General features: G+C 71.7%; 12 protein-coding genes. 7 read left to right on the top strand and 5 right to left on the bottom strand.

The window, feature by feature from the left end:
• Positions 1–12 precede the first annotated feature (12 nt).
• Genes FDP22_RS05835 through FDP22_RS05815 form a run of 5 tightly spaced genes read left to right on the top strand, consistent with a single transcriptional unit; the run spans position 13 to position 5,266 of the window.
• A complete protein-coding gene (locus FDP22_RS05835; RefSeq protein WP_138575746.1) occupies positions 13–804 on the top strand; it encodes an SDR family NAD(P)-dependent oxidoreductase in 792 nt (263 codons plus the stop codon).
• Positions 804–1,682: a polysaccharide deacetylase family protein gene (locus tag FDP22_RS05830; protein ID WP_138575745.1), complete on the top strand. Its 879-nt coding sequence runs from the start codon at positions 804–806 to the stop codon at positions 1,680–1,682. The genes FDP22_RS05835 and FDP22_RS05830 overlap by 1 nt, the downstream gene beginning before the upstream one ends.
• The gene (locus FDP22_RS05825) at positions 1,682–3,229 is read left to right on the top strand and encodes a gamma-glutamyltransferase family protein (RefSeq protein WP_138575744.1); all 1,548 of its coding nucleotides are present in this window, start codon (positions 1,682–1,684) and stop codon (positions 3,227–3,229) included. Before FDP22_RS05830 ends, FDP22_RS05825 begins: the two co-directional genes overlap by 1 nt.
• Positions 3,222–4,271 (top strand): ABC transporter ATP-binding protein, encoded by a 1,050-nt coding sequence (locus FDP22_RS05820; protein ID WP_138575743.1) that lies wholly within the window; start codon positions 3,222–3,224, stop codon positions 4,269–4,271. Before FDP22_RS05825 ends, FDP22_RS05820 begins: the two co-directional genes overlap by 8 nt.
• On the top strand, positions 4,268–5,266 hold the full coding sequence (locus tag FDP22_RS05815) for an ABC transporter ATP-binding protein (RefSeq protein ID WP_138575742.1): 999 nt from the start codon (positions 4,268–4,270) through the stop codon (positions 5,264–5,266). The genes FDP22_RS05820 and FDP22_RS05815 overlap by 4 nt, the downstream gene beginning before the upstream one ends.
• A gap of 49 nt (positions 5,267–5,315) precedes the next feature.
• Here FDP22_RS05815 and atzF read toward each other — a convergent pair whose 3' ends face one another.
• From atzF to FDP22_RS05790, 5 genes are read right to left on the bottom strand one after another with little or no spacing between them, the layout of a single operon-like run.
• On the bottom strand, positions 5,316–7,118 hold the full coding sequence (gene atzF / locus FDP22_RS05810; RefSeq protein WP_138575741.1) for an allophanate hydrolase: 1,803 nt from the start codon (positions 7,116–7,118) through the stop codon (positions 5,316–5,318).
• Between the two features lie 26 nt (positions 7,119–7,144).
• Positions 7,145–8,785, bottom strand: coding sequence for a dipeptide ABC transporter ATP-binding protein (locus FDP22_RS05805; RefSeq protein ID WP_138575740.1), 1,641 nt, complete (start codon positions 8,783–8,785; stop codon positions 7,145–7,147).
• A 1-nt stretch (position 8,786) separates the two neighbouring features.
• Positions 8,787–9,659, bottom strand: coding sequence for an ABC transporter permease (locus FDP22_RS05800; protein WP_138575739.1), 873 nt, complete (start codon positions 9,657–9,659; stop codon positions 8,787–8,789).
• On the bottom strand, positions 9,656–10,681 hold the full coding sequence (locus FDP22_RS05795) for an ABC transporter permease (RefSeq protein WP_138575738.1): 1,026 nt from the start codon (positions 10,679–10,681) through the stop codon (positions 9,656–9,658). The genes FDP22_RS05800 and FDP22_RS05795 overlap by 4 nt, the downstream gene beginning before the upstream one ends.
• 3 nt (positions 10,682–10,684) lie before the next feature.
• Entirely contained in the window at positions 10,685–12,286 is a 1,602-nt protein-coding gene (locus tag FDP22_RS05790) for an ABC transporter substrate-binding protein (protein ID WP_138575737.1), read from the bottom strand.
• Positions 12,287–12,415: 129 nt separating this feature from the next.
• On the opposite strand from FDP22_RS05790, the gene FDP22_RS05785 reads away from it, so the two are divergent.
• Together FDP22_RS05785 and FDP22_RS05780 are read left to right on the top strand one after the other, a co-directional pair.
• Positions 12,416–13,321: a LysR family transcriptional regulator gene (locus FDP22_RS05785; RefSeq protein WP_138575736.1), complete on the top strand. Its 906-nt coding sequence runs from the start codon at positions 12,416–12,418 to the stop codon at positions 13,319–13,321.
• A 629-nt stretch (positions 13,322–13,950) separates the two neighbouring features.
• Positions 13,951–14,781 carry an alpha/beta fold hydrolase gene (locus FDP22_RS05780; RefSeq protein ID WP_138575735.1) on the top strand — a complete coding sequence of 277 codons (831 nt, stop codon included), beginning with the start codon at positions 13,951–13,953 and terminating at the stop codon, positions 14,779–14,781.
• Positions 14,782–15,001: the final 220 nt, after the last annotated feature.

Here is a 15,001-nt window from a genome sequence, read left to right as displayed (position 1 = left end):
AAGGCTCCTCCCATGAATTTCGAAGGCGAATTCGCCGGACGCGGCGTTGTGATCACAGGGGCCTGCGGCATCTACGGCGCCGGCCTGGCCCGCACCTTCGCGGCAGAGGGCGCGAGGCTCTGCCTCACCGACCGTGACGGCGCGGCGCTCAACGCCCTGCTGGCCGAACTGCCCGCCGCCGCCGGTTCCTTCACCCAGGTGGCCGACCTGGCGGACGATGCCTCCCTGCAGGCGCTCGTCGCTCGGGTGGGCGCCGAATGGGGCGCGGCGGACATCCTGGTCAACAACGCCGGCATCTACCCCAGCGGCTTCCTGCTCGACACCACGAACGCCCAGTGGGACGCCATCCTGGGCATCAACCTGCGCGCGCCCTTCATCCTCACCCGCGATCTCGCCACCCAGATGGTGAAGGCGGGCCGGAAGGGCGTGGTGATCAACATCTCCTCCGGCGCGGCGCGCAAGATGCGGCGCACCGCGGCGCCCTATTCCCTGTCCAAGACCGCGCTGGACCGGCTCACCAAGGGGTTCGCCATCGAGCTGGCGGAATACGGCATCAGGGTGAACGCGCTGGAGCCGGGCTTCGCCGCCGGCTCCGCCGTGAGCCGCCTCACCCCGGCGCATGTGAGCAAGGTGACCGCCGGCATCCCGCTGGGCCGGGCCAGCACGGAGGCCGATGTCGGCGCCGCGACGCTCTACCTCGCCAGCGACGCGGCGGCCTATGTCACCGGCGCCACGCTGGCGGTGGACGGCGGCAACTCCATCGGCTCGCTCGACGTGCACCAGGACAAGAAGCAGGCGCTGTGATGGCAACCGACCGCTACATCTGGCCCGAGGGCTTTGCCTCCGCCACCGCCTTCACCGTGGACGTGGACGCCCATTCCCCCTGGCTCTGGCAGATGCGCGACAGCAGGCCGCGCACCATCGGCCACCTGGAACAGCGCCGCTTCGGGCCGCGCGTGGGGCTGGGGCGCATCCTGGACCTGCTGGAGGCGCATGGCATCAAGGGCACGTTCTTCGTGCCCGGCATCGTGGCCGAGGAACACCCGGACATGCTGCCCCGGTTGCTGGAGGGGGGCCACGAGATCGGCCTGCACGGCTATTTCCACGAACTGGTGGACGACATCTCCGACGCGGAGTTCACCCATGCGCTGGAATGCTCCCTGGAGCTGTTCGAGCGCCAGACCGGCCGGCGCCCGCTCGGCTTCCGCTCCCCGGCCTGGGAGATGACCCCGCACATGCTGGCGGAATGCCGGCGCCTCGGCCTCTACGACAGCTCGCTGATGGGCTACGACCACCCCTACACCATGGACGGCGTGGCCGAGATCCCGGTGCAATGGGGCATCGACGACGCGATCTTCTTCAAGTTCCTCGGCGGCGGGGCCGACAAGTGGCCGCCGCAGCCCACCGGCCCGGTGGGCGAGACCTGGGCCGAGGAATGGCGCCTGCTGCACCGCTGGGGCGGGCTGTTCATGCTCACCGTGCATGACTGGATCTCCGGCCGGGCGCAGCGCATCGCCATGCTGGACCGGCTGCTGGGCGAGATCCGCGCCGCCGAGGGCGTGTGGATCGCCACCGTGGGCGAGATTGCCGCCCATCACATGGCCACCCAGGCCGGGGCCTTCGCGCAGGCCTCCGCCCTGCCCGGCCCGATCTCCTCCCACCCGGCACGGACCCCCTCCTGATGCAGACCTGGAGCGGCATAGAGAAACACGCCCGCCACTCCGCCGGCGGCCTCGTCGCGGCCCAGCACGGCGGCGCGGCGGAGGCCGGCGCCCGGGTGCTCGCGGCCGGCGGCAACGCGATGGACGCGGCCGTGGTCACCGCGCTGGTGCTCTCGGTGGCCGAACCCTGGCTGAGCGGCATCGGCGGCGGCGGCTTCCTGCTGCACGCCAGCGGCGACACCGGCGCCGTGGACACGCTGGACTTCAACGTGCGCGCGCCGCAGGGCATCTCTGCGGCGGATTACCCGCTGCGCGGCGGCCGCGGCGGCGACTGGTTCGACTGGCCGGCGGTGGAGGGGGACCGCAACCTCTCCGGCCCGATGTCGGTCTGCGTGCCCGGCGCGATCGACGGGCTGGCCACGGCGCTGGCGCGCTTCGGCACGCTCTCCTGGGCGGAGGCGCTGGCCCCGGCCATCGAGGCGGCGGAGCGCGGGCTGGAGGTGGACTGGTTCACCCGGCTCTGCATCGCCATCGACGCGGGCAACCTCGCGGCGGACCCGGCCTCGGCGGAGGTGTTCCTGCCCGGGGGCCAGCCGCCGGACCCGGGCCGCACCCCGCGCCTGCCCATGCCGGCCAAGGCCCGCACCCTGCGCCGCCTCGCGCAGGCCGGCGCGCGGGATTTCTACGAGGGCGGGATCGCCGCCTCCCTCGCCGGCGAACTGGCCATGGCGGGCGCGAAACTCTCCGCCGCGGATCTCGCCGCCTACCGCAGCACCTGGCAACCCCCGCGCACCGCCAGCTACCGCGGCCATGAGGTGCATGTGATCGACGGGCTCTCCGGCGGGCCGAGCCTGCTCGCGGCGCTCGCCGCGCTCGACATCGGACCGCAGACCGGCCCCGCCGAAGCGGCGCTGGCCTATGCCACCGCCATCCGCGACGCCACCCGGCTGCGGCTCACCACCATGGGCCACGCCTCCGCCGGGGGCGACTGCACCTCGCATGTGAGCGTGGTGGACCGGGCGGGCAACATGGTCTCGCTCACCAACACGCTGCTGTCGCGCTTCGGGGCGAAGGTGACGCTGCCCTCCACCGGCTTCCTGCTCAACAACGGCATGATGTGGTTCGACCCGAGGCCCGGCGTGCCGAACCGCATCGCCCCCGGCGCCCGGCCGCTGGCCAACATGTCGCCGCTGCTGCTCACGCGGGGCGGGCGGCCCACCCTCGCCATCGGCGCGGCCGGCGGGCGGCAGATCTTCCCGGCGCTGGTGCAGCTGCTGTCCTTCATGCTGGACGGCGGCATGGGGCTGGAGGAGGCCTTCCACGCCCCCCGGCTGGACGCCAGCTCCCCCACCATCCGGGTGAACCGCCGGGCCGCGCCCGACGTGGCCGCGAAGGTGGCGGAGGCCTTCCCGGTGGAGCTTGTCACCGATACGCTGCACCCGGTGAACTTCGCCATTCCCTCCGCCGTCGCGCGTGACCCGGCTTCCGGGCGCAACAGCGGCATGGCCCATCCCACCAGCCCCTGGGCCGCGGTGGCCGCCGAGACCGAAGGAGGCCCGGATGCCTGAGCCCGACCTGCCCGGAACCGCCCCGCCCGAAACGGACCGGCCCGGCCCCCACCCGCCCGCCACCCCGGCCGGGCCCGTGCTCAGCGTGCGCGACCTCGTCACCCGCATCGGCGGCAACGCGGTGGTGGACGGGGTGAGCTTCGACGTCGCCCCGGGCGAGGTGGTGGCGCTGGTGGGCGAGAGCGGCTCGGGCAAGAGCCTCACCGCGCTCTCCGTCATGGGCCTGCTGCCCGCCGCCGCCCGGGCCGCCGGCGGCGCGGTGCGGCTGGACGGCGAGGAGCTGCTCGCCGCCCCGGAGCGCCGCATGCGCCGCATCCGCGGGCAGAGCCTGTCGATGATCTTCCAGGAGCCGGTGGCCTCGCTCAACCCGCTGATGCGGGTGGGCGAGCAGGTGGCCGAGAGCCTGGTCGTCCACGGCCGCGCCAGGCCCGCGCAGGCGCGGATCCGCGCGGTGGAGATGCTGGCGCGCGTCGGCATCCCGGACCCGGCGGCGCGGGCCCGGCAATACCCGGCGGAACTGTCGGGCGGCATGTGCCAGCGGGTGATGATCGCCTGCGCGCTGATCTCCGAGCCGAAGCTGCTCATCGCCGACGAACCGACCACCGCGCTCGACGTCACCATCCAGGCGCAGATCCTCGCGCTGATGAAGCGGCTGCGGGCGGATTTCGGCACTGCCATCCTCATCATCACCCATGACATGGGCGTGGTGGCGGACATCGCGGACCGGGTCTGCGTGATGTACGGCGGCCGCATCGTGGAGACGGGCACGGCGGAGGAGCTGTTCTCCCGCCCCTCGCACCCCTACACGAAGCTGCTGCTCTCCACCATTCCGCGGCTCACCGGCCCGCGCAAGGAGCACCTGCGCTCCATCGAGGGCAGCGTGCCGGACGTGGCGGACTGGCCGGAGGGCTGCCGCTTCCGCTCCCGCTGCCCGCTGGCGCGGGAGGACTGCGCGCAGGTGCCGCCGCATGTGCCCATCCCCGGCCAGCCCGGCCACACCGCCGCCTGCCTGCACCTCGACCGCATCGGAGAGATGACATGACCGGAGCGCCCGCCCCCCTGCTGCGCGTGGAGAACCTGCGCGTGCACTTCCCGCTCACCGGCGGGTTCACCGGGCGGCGCACCGGCGCGGTGAAGGCGGTGGACGGCGTGAGCCTGGAGATCGGCCCGGGCGAGACGGTGGCGCTGGTGGGCGAGAGCGGCTGCGGAAAATCCACCGCCGGCAACGCCATCCTCGGGCTGGTGCGCGCCACCGGCGGGCGCATCCTGTTCGAGGGCGAGGACATCCTGGCCCAGAACGCCCCGCGCCAGCGCGCCCTGCGCCGCGACATGCAGGTGATCTTCCAGGACCCGGTCTCGGCGCTGAACCCCAAGCTCACCGTGGGCCGGTGCATCGCCGAGCCGCTGGCGATCGCCGGCTGGCCGAAGGCGGAGCGCGCGGCCCGGGTGGCGGAACTGCTCGGCCTCGTCGGCCTGCTGCCCGGCCACGCACAGCGCTACCCCAACGAGCTTTCCGGCGGCCAGCGCCAGCGCGTGGTCATCGCCCGGGCGCTGGCGCTGAACCCGAAGCTGATCATCTGCGACGAACCGGTCTCGGCGCTCGATGTCTCCATCCGCAGCCAGATCGTGAACCTGCTGATGAGCCTGCAGGCGGAGCTGGGCCTGTCCTACCTGTTCATCGCGCATGACCTCTCGGTGGTGCGCCACATCTCGGACCGGGTGGTGGTGATGTATCTGGGCACCGTGGCCGAGGAGGGGCCGACGGACGCGCTCTTCGACCATCCCACGCACCCCTATACCGAGGCGCTGCTGGCCGCGATCCCCCTGCCGGACCCGGCGGCGCAGCGCGCCAAGCCCCCCTTCGCGCTGGAGGGGGACCTGCCGAGCCCGGCGCTCCCGCCGCAGGGCTGCCCCTTCGTGACCCGCTGCCCGGAGCGCGGCCCGGACTGCGCCACCCTGCGCCCGGTTCTGGCCGACACGGGCCACGGCAGTCGCGCCGCCTGCCTCATGCGCCTGCCCGCAGCCCGGCCGGGCTGAGCCGACGGGCGGGAGCGGCGCAGAGCAGAGCTTCATCCGGCGCCCTGGCTCAGGCCGCGCCCTTGCGCCCCGCGCCGGCCTTGCGGGCGAGGTGGCTGCGCCAGTCGCCCAGGGCGGTGATGTCCTCCGCGCCGCGGGTGGCGATCTCCTCGCACAGGAAGCCGGGCACGGCGCTGCCGTCCTCCAGCGTCACGCGGCCGATGCCGAGCGGGCCCGGGATGCCGGCCACGAAGGAGCCGAAGGCCTCCATCGGCATCGCCCAGACCTCCACCGCGATGGCCGCGCCGGTCTCCGGCCCCACGCGCACCAGGCCGGGGCGCACCCCGTCGGGCAGGGCGAAGAACCGGTACTCCGGCGCCGTGCGGCAGGCGCGCAGGAAGCGGCCGGCGCGTTCGGCGATCTGGTGGTTCAGCCCCAGCCCGGACATGTGCGCGCCGCAGACGGCCACGGCGACCTCGCCGGGCACCGGCTCCGGCGCCGGCACCGGCGCGGCCGGGCGGTGCCAGCCGGTGGCGCCCAGCGGGCCCGCCTCCACCAGCCCGGCGACGCCGGCCAGCAGCCCGTCCTGCCCGGCGCGGCCCAGCAGGGTGACGGAGGCGGGCCGGCCGTCCTCCCGCGTTCCGCAGGGCACCGCGAGGCCGCACATGTCCAGCAGGTTCACGAAGTTGGTGTAGGTGCCGAGACGCGAGTTGTGCAGGATCGGGTCTGCCGCGTCCTGCTCCCGGGTGACGAAACAGGGGATGGTGGGCACGCAGAGCAGGTCGATGCCCGCCATCGCGGCGGTGCAGTGCCGGCGCAGCTCCGCCAGGCGATAGATGCCGCGGAAGGCGTCCACCGCCGTGAGGGCGAGGCCCTGCTCCACGATGGAGCGTGTCACCGGGTGCAGCGTCTCCGGCGCCTCGGTGAGGCGGGCGCCCACGGCGGCGGTGCGCTCGGCCACCCAGGCGCCCTCGTAGAGCATGGCCGCCACGTCGTAGAAGGGCGTGAAGTCGATCTCGCGGATCTCCACGCCCCGGGTGCGCAGCTCGGTGAGCGTGGCGCGGAAGGCGGCCTCCTGCACCCGGTCGCCGAAGGTCTGGAGGCTGGCGGCATCGGGCACGGCGATGGTCAGGCGCGGCGGCACGGGGGAGAGCGGCTGCGCCGGGAAGGCGCGGGAGTACGCGTCCTCCGGGTCCGGCGCGGCGGCGACGGAGTGCACCGCCCAGGCGTCCGCCACGGTGAGCGCGAAGACCGAGATGGTGTCGAGCGTGCGGCAGGCCGGCACCATGCCGGAGGCCGAGAGCGCGCCGAGCGTGGGCTTCAGCCCCACGATGCCGTTCAACGCCGCGGGAACCCGGCCGGAGCCGGCCGTGTCGGTGCCCAGCGAGAAGGCGACGATGCCGCGCGCCACCACCACGCCGGACCCGCCGGAGGAGCCGCCGGGCACGATGGCCGGGTCTAGCGCGTTCAGCGGCACCGGGTGGGGCGTGCGGGTGCCCACGAGGCCGGTGGCGAACTGGTCGAGATTGGTCTTGCCGATGACGATGGCGCCGGCGGCGCGCAGCCGGGCCACCACGAAGGCGTCCGCCTCCGGCGCATAGGCGAACTCCGGGCAGGCGGCGGTGGTGGGCATGCCGGCCACGTCGATATTGTCCTTCACCGCGAAGGGGATGCCCCAGAGCGGCCGGCCGTCCGGCGCGCCGAGGGCCCGCGCGGCGGCCAGCGCCGCCTCGCGGTCCGCATGCAGGAAGATGCCGGGGTCGTTGGCGGCGTCGAGCCGGGCGAAGACCTCCGCGATCACGGCTTCGGGGCGGGTGCCGGCGGCATAGGCGTCCCGCAGGGCGGAAAGGGTGAAGGGAAGGTCAGAGAGCATCTGAGGGGGTCCTTGAAGCTGCGTGGTCAGGCTGCGGGAGACACGGAGGCCGGCGCCGGCGCCTTCGGCGCGGCGGAGAGCAGGGTGCGCGTGTAGTCGGAGGCGGGGTCGGTCATCACCCGCTCGGTGGGGCCCTGTTCGACGATCTCGCCCCCCTTCATCACGATCACCCGGTCGCAGAGCAGGCGCACCACGTTCAGGTCATGGCTCACGAAGAGGTAGGACATGCCCAGCCGGGCGCGCAGGTCCGCGAGCAGGTTCAGCACCACGGCCTGGATGGAGACGTCGAGCGCCGCCGTGGGCTCGTCGAGGATGAGGAAATCCGGCTCCGGCGCGATGGCCCGGGCAATGCCAACGCGCGCCTTCTGCCCACCGGAGAGCTGATGCGGAAACCGGTCGAGCAGGTGCGGCGGCAGGCCGGTCAGATGCGCGAGCTCCTCCACCCGCGCGGTGAGGGCGGCGCCGGAGAGCCCGGTCATGCGCTTCAGCGGCTCGGCGATGGACTGCCGGGCGGAATGGCGCGGGTTGAGGCTGTCGGTCGCGTCCTGGAACACCATCTGGATCTTCGCGCGCAACGGGTGCTTCGCGAACCCGGCTGCGGGCAGCGCGGCCAGATCGGCCCCGCGAAAGCGGATCTCGCCGGAAGTGGCGTCGAGCAGCCGCACCAGCATGGCCGAGGTGGTGGACTTGCCGCAGCCGCTCTCGCCCACCAGCCCCACGCTCTCACCCTCATGCACGGTGAAATCCACGCCCTTCACCGCATGCACAGGGCCGGATTTCCCGGCATAGGTCTTCGTGAGGCCGCGCACCTCCATCAGCGGCGTGGCGGAGACGGTGCGGGGCGCCAGCGGCGTGCGCTCGGCCTCCGGCAACAGCGCGCGCAGGCTGGCGCCGGGGCGCGGCGTGGCGTCCACCAGCTTGCGGGTATAGGCGTGGACCGGGCGCACGAACAGCTCCGCCGGGGCGCCTTCCTCCACGATCCGCCCGTCCTTCATCACCACGATCCGGTCACAGTATTCCGCGGCCAGACCGAGGTCATGGGTGATGAGGATGGAGGACATGGCGCGGGCGCTCACCAGCTCGCCCACCAGGTCCATCACCGCCTTCTGGGTGGTGATGTCGAGCCCGGTGGTCGGCTCGTCGGCGATGAGCAGCTTGGGGTCGCAGGCGAGCGCGATGGCGATGACCACGCGCTGGCACATGCCGCCCGACAGCTCGAACGGATAGGCCTCGTAGCGGGCCTCCGCGTCGCGGATCTTCACCGCCTCCAGCGCGGCGATGGCCTTCGCGCGGGCGTCGGCGCGGGTGGCGCGGGCGTGCTGGCGCAGCACGTCCTCGATCTGGTGGCCCACCTTGCGGATCGGGTTCAGCGCGGCACGCGGGTTCTGGAAGATCATCGAGATCTCGCGGCCGCGCAGCGCCTTCATGCTCCGCTCCGACGCCCGGCGCAGGTCGATGCCGGAATAGACCGCCTCGCCGGCCTTGATGCGGCCGCCCGCATCGAGAATGCGCATCAGCGCGTAGGAGGTGACGGACTTGCCGGAGCCGCTCTCGCCCACGATCCCCAGCCGCTCGCCCTTCGCCAGCTCGAAGCTGATGCCCTTCACCGCCTCCACTTCGCCCCGGCGGGTGCGGAAGGCGACCTGCAGATCCTTGATCGACAGCATCTCAGGTCCTCCGGCGGGGGTCGACGATGTCGCGCAGACCGTCGCCCATCAGGTTGAAGGTGAAGACGGCGAGCATCAGCCACAGGCCGGGGAAGAGCGCGAGCCACCATTCCCCGGAGACGATGAAGTTCGCCCCCTCGGCCACCATGATGCCCCATTCCGGCGTGGGCGGGCGCACGCCCAGCCCGATGAAGCTCAGCCCCGCGGCATTCAGGATGGCCCAGCCGAGGTTGAGCGAGACCTGCACCATCATCGGCGGCAGGGCATTGGGGAAGATGTGGAAGGCCACCACACGGGCGTCGGAATTCCCCGCAAGCTTCGCGGCCTGGGTGAAACCCGCCTCGCGGCGGATGTTCACCTCGGCCCGCACCAGCCTTGCGTAGAAGGGCACGTTGATGATGGCGGTGGCGTAGATGATGTTCGCCACCGAGTTTCCCAGCGCCGCCACGATGCCCATGGCCAGCACGAAGAGCGGGAAGGCCATGATGGTGTCCAGCACCCGGTTGAGGACGATGTCGGTCCAGCCGCCGCGATAGCCCGCCACGGCGCCCAGCACCGAGCCCACGACGAAGGAGAGCGCCACCGCGGCCACCGAGATCACCAGGTCGAGCCTTGTTGCCACGATCACGCGGGAGAACACGTCGCGCCCCAGACTGTCGGTGCCGAACCAGTGCGCGGCGGAGGGCGCCTGCAGGGCGATGGCGGCTTCCGTCGCCAGCGGGTCGTAGGGCACCAGCATGGGCCCGACCAGGGCCGAGCCGAGGAAGAAGGCGAAGAGCGCGAAGGACAGCGCCGTCACCGGGTTTTCGCGCAGCACGTAGGCCACGTGGACCAGCGTGCCGGAGCGGGTGGGGGTTTCGGCAGGGGCGGTCATTTCGCCTCCGTTCCGAAGCGCGGGTCGATCACCGAATAGGCGAGGTCGATCACCAGGTTGAGGGCGACGAAGAGCAGCGCCATCGACAGCACGAAGCCCTGCACGGCGGCATAGTCGGAGACCACCAGCGCCTCCACCGCGTAGGAGCCGATGCCCGGCCAGGCGAAGACCTTCTCCACCAGCACGTTGGCGCCCAGCACGAAGGAGAATACCATGCCCAGCGTGGTCACCACCGGCAGCAGCGCGTTGCGGAAGGCGTAGCCGTAGAGCACCTTGCCCCGGCTCAGGCCCGCCGCCCGCGCCGTGCGGATGAAATCCGCCGAGAGGGCGGAGAGCATGGCCGCCCGGGTCATCCGCGCAAGGGGGGCAAGGGTGAAGAGCGCCAGTGTGATGGCGGGCAGCACGAGCTGTTTCAGCGCGCCGAACCAGGTTTCCCAATCCCCCATCAGGGCCGCGTCGATCAGATAGAACCCGGTCACCGGGTCCGGCTCCAGATAGACGAAGTCCAGCCGGCCCAGCGGCGAGGGCGCGATGCCCAGCAGGTAGTAGAACACGTAGATCAGCACGATGCCGGTGAAGAAGGTGGGCAGCGAGACCCCCGCCGTCACCAGCAGCCGGCAGAGCTGGTCCACCCAGCTTCCCGGCCGCGTGGCCGCCAGCACCCCCAGCGGGATGGCGACGGCGCAGGAGAGGATGAGCGCGGTGAGCGTGAGCTCCAGCGAGGCCGGCAGCCGGGCGGCCAGTTCCTCCGCCACCGGCCGCCCGGTGGAAACGGACTGGCCCAGGTCCCCCTGCAGCAGCTGCCCGCAGTAGATGAGGAACTGCTGCAGCAGCGGCTTGTCCAGCCCGAGCGCCACGCGCACCTGCTCGATCGATTCCGGCGTGGCCGCCGCCCCGGCGAACTGCACCGCCGGGTCTCCCGGCAGGGCGCGGGTGAGCAGGAAGGAGATCACCACCACCCCCAGCACCACCGGCACCGACTGGGCGACGCGCAGTCCCACGGCTTTCCAGCGGCCCGCCATGGCTCAGCTTTCCGCCGCGCCGAGGGAGCGGACGTCGAGCTGGCGGTGGAACCAGAACTCGTAGCCCTCCGCGCCGTTCATCGCCACGTTCAGCGCCGGCTGGTAAAGCGGAATGCGCGGCAGGTCCTCGAAGGCGATCCGGAACATGCGCTCGATCTTGGGCGCGTATTCCGGGTCATCCATGGCCATGTGCAGCGTCTCGTTGGTGAGCTGCTCCACCTCCTCGTTGTAGTAGTTGGAGGAGTTGAACAGGTGGCCCTTCTGGTAGGCCCAGAAGAAGTAGTAGTCCGGCGTGTTCAGCCAGCCGCCGAAATTCTCCAGGTGCATGGCAAGGCGCTTCTCCACCAGGCAGGCGGTGCGCCAGTTCGCGCCGGGGATCTTCTCAACCGTGGCGTTGATGCCGATCTTGCCCACGGCCTCCTGGATCAGCAGCGCCGCCGGCTCCATCCAGGTGGCGAGGTCGGTGGAGATGGAGAGGGTGACGTCGAACCCGTCGGCATGGCCGGAGGCCGCCATGTGGGCCTTCGCCTTCTCCAGGTCGGTGTCATAGGGCGACTTGCGCGGCCAGGCGGTGTCGGTGATCTCGGCCGGCCCGCCCCAGAGCGGCGCGCCGCGCTCGTAGGCCGCCGCCTGGAAGATCGATTCGTAGGGCACAGCACAGGCGATGGCCTTGCGCACCTCGGGGTCGGTGAAGGGGGCGAAGTTCGTGTTCAGGCACAGGGCGTGGATGCAGTTCTCGATCGGGGTGGAGACCACGGTGAGGCTGTCGGCCAGCTCCGCCGCGTCCTTGTCGGGGATGTCGAAGGCCACCTGAACGTCGCCGCGCTCCACCAGCGCGCGCTGGGTGGCGGCGGAGGGCACCTCGCGCACGATGATGCGCTTCACCTTCGGCGCCGGGCCGCCCACCCAGCCGTCGAAGCGCTCGTAGACCACCTGCTGGCCCGGGGTCCAGCGGCTCACGCTGTAGGCGCCGGAGCCGATGGTGTTCTTGTGCAGGTACTCCATCGCCCAGGGGTCGGCCTCCGTGGCGTGGCTCTTCGCGAGCGCGGAGTTGATGATGAAGGGCACCGGCACCGCGAGATCGGGCAGCGACAGCTTGGAGGGCCTGTCGAGCTTCACCACGAAGGTCTTGTCGTCCACCGCCTCGAACTGGTCCGGGCGCTCCAGCCCGCCGGCCTTCATCTGCGTGGTGGGGAAGCCGCCCACGGTCACCGCCCGGTCGAAGGACCATTTCACGTCATGCGCGGTGACCTTCGAGCCGTCCTGGAAGGTGGCGTCCTTCAGGGTGAAGGTGAGGGTGAGCCCGTCCTGCGAGATGGTCCAGTTCTCGGCCAGCTCCGGCTCGATCTTCGCGTAGTCATAGCTCAGCCCGCCGCCCGGGGCCTCCTTCTGGCCGAAGGTCACCAGCCGGTCGTAGCAGTTCACCGCGATCTGGTAGCTGGCGCGGTTGGTGCCGGTGCGGTGCAGGTCGAGGGAGTTGATCGTCTGCCCGCTCACCACCACCAGCGTGTCGGTGGCGGCGGCGGCCGGAAGGGCGCGGGCGAACGGCAGGGCCCCCATCAGGGCGGCGCCGGTTTTCAGGAAGCTGCGTCGGGTCTGGGTCATCTGGGGCCTCGGCGTGGGAACGGGGAAACGGATTGCGCACAGCCTGCACGCTTGAGGCGTTCGCGAAAATTGCTAGGATTTCACCAATGCGGTGCATTTTCGGCACCACCTGCCAGAAAAGCACTCCAGATGAAACACTTGTACACGTTCCGGCTGATCGAATCCGTGGCGCGAATGGGCTCCATGCGCCGCGCGGCGGAGGACATGAACCTCACCGCCTCGGCGCTGAACCGGCGAATCCGCCGCTTCGAGGAGGAGTTCGGCGCCGAGATCTTCGAGCGCCTGCCCGGCGGCGTGCGGCTGAACCCGGCGGGAGAGCTGCTGCTGCACCACTACCGCGCCACGCGCTCCGACCTCTCCCGCGTCCAGAGCCAGGTGGCGGACCTCGCCGGGGAGCGCCGCGGCCATGTCTCCATCGCCTGTTCGCAGGCGCTGGCACCGTATTTCCTGCCCGAGCAGATTGCCCGCTACCGCATGGCGCACCCCGGCGTCACCTTCACCGTGAACGTGCGCGACCGGGCCCAGGCCGAGGCGGAACTGGCCAGCTATTCCTCCGACCTCGCGCTGGTGTTCGAGCCGGTGTACCTGGTGGATTTCGAGGTGATCGAAACCCTGCCGCAGCCGGTGAACGTGGTGATGGCGGCGGACCATCCGCTGGCGGCCAAGACCGAGCTGCGCCTGCGCGATTGCCTCGACCACCCCCATGTGGCCCCCTCCACCGCCTATGGCGTGCGCCACCTGCTGGACTTCGCCGCCCGGCGCATCGGCCGCCGGCTGGACCCGGTGGTGGAGACGGAGAGCTTCGACCTCATCCGCCACTACGTGCTGCACGAGCGCGCCCTGGGTTTCCAGATCCCCATCGGGCTGAAGGCCCCGGCGGACGGCAGCCTGCGCTTTCGCGCCATCTCCGGGCGCGACATCCCGCCGGGCAGCCTGATCCTGGGGCAGATGCGCGGCCGCACCCTGCCGGTGGCCTCCGCGCGCTTCGCCATGCAGCTCGCCTCCGCGCTGAACGAGCAGGCCGCCCGGGGCTGAGCGGCGCGGGGGCGGCCCCCCCGGTTCGGCACGGCGCGGAGCCGGCTTTTCCATACGCTTCGGTGAGCGCCATACACCTTCGTATAAGACCGTCCGGCCCCCCGAATAGCAGAATGCCCCCCGGCCACATGCTACCTTCCCCCTCAAGACATTCACGCATGAGCGGATGGAGAAAACGGACCCAGGCTGACGGAAATGCCCGACTGGCCGCACCCTGTGAGAAGGGTGGCCGACGGGCGCTCCGGCCAGCGTGCCGCGGCCTTCCCCCGTCGTCGCCATGCGCGGAACCGGCTGCGGCCCTCCGCCGGGGATGCGCTTGCGGGCCAGCCCCTTCCCCGGAGGCGGCCGGCCCGCCTGCCATCTGCCACCCGGAGGGCGGCCGCGGCCGGTTCCGCGCAGCTTTTGCCCGCGTCCGGGCCCGACCGGGCCGGGCCGCGGGCCCCGCCCGCCCGCGTCAACGCATGAGACAAGGCCAGGAGACCGACATGCCAGATCAGCACACAGATGGCTTCAACCGCAGGGAGGTCGTCCTGGGCGGTGCGAGCATCGCCATGCTTGCCTCCGTGTCCCGGACGTTCGCCCAGACCACACCCCCAGCTTCCCCGACTGAAACTCAAGGAGCCGAAGACATGAACTTCGTGACCACACCCGACGGCGTGTCCATTTTCTACAAGGACTGGGGCCCGCGCGACGGCAAGCCGCTCGTCTTCCACCACGGCTGGCCGCTGACCGCCGACGAGTGGGACCCGCAGCTGCTGTTCTTCATCGGGCAGGGCTTCCGCGTCATCGCGCATGACCGCCGCGGCCACGGCCGCTCCTCGCAGACCGACACCGGCAACGAGATGGACACCTACGCCGCCGATGTCGCCGCGCTCACCGACGCGCTGGACCTGAAGGGCGCCGTGCACATCGGCCATTCCACCGGCGGCGGCGAGGCGGCCCATTACGTGGCCCGCGCCAAGGAGGGCCGCGTCTCCGGCCTGGTGCTCATCGCCGCGGTGCCCCCGGTGATGGTGAAGAAGGACTCGAACCCCGGCGGCCTGCCCATCGAGGTGTTCGACGGCCTGCGCAAGGCCCTCGCCGACGACCGCTCGCAGTTCTACATCGACCTGCCCACCGGCCCGTTCTACGGCTTCAACCGCGAGGGCGCGAAGGTGAGCGAGGGCCTGATCCGCAACTGGTGGCGGCAGGGCATGGTCGGCAGCGCGAAGGCGCATTACGACTGCATCAAGGCCTTCTCGGAGACCGATTTCACCGAGGACCTGAAGAAGATCACCGTGCCGGCGCTGGTGATGCACGGCACCGACGACCAGGTGGTACCCTATGATGATTCCGGCCCGCTCTCCGCGAAGCTGCTGCAGAACGGCACGCTGAAGACCTACGAGGGCTACCCGCACGGCATGGCCGGCGTGTACCCCGACGTGATCAACCAGGACATCCTGGCCTTCCTCGCCGGCTGAGGCCCCACCGTCTGCCCCCGGCCCCGCCGAGGGCAGACGCAGGCCGCGCAGGCGTCCCGACGCCCTCACCCCCCAGCGGGCCGCGCCGGACCCCCCGGTCCGCGCGGCCCTCTGCCGCCACGCGTCCATCCGGCCCGCTGCCGCCATGCGGCCAATTGAACCGCTGCCGCCATGCGGCCAGAGAGCCGCCCCAGCGCGCGGACATCCGCCGCTGCCTCTC

Origin of the sequence: Paroceanicella profunda (assembly GCF_005887635.2) — a bacterium.
GTDB classification, from domain to species: domain Bacteria; phylum Pseudomonadota; class Alphaproteobacteria; order Rhodobacterales; family Rhodobacteraceae; genus Paroceanicella; species Paroceanicella profunda.
This window is presented reverse-complemented; position numbering and strand designations above follow the sequence as displayed.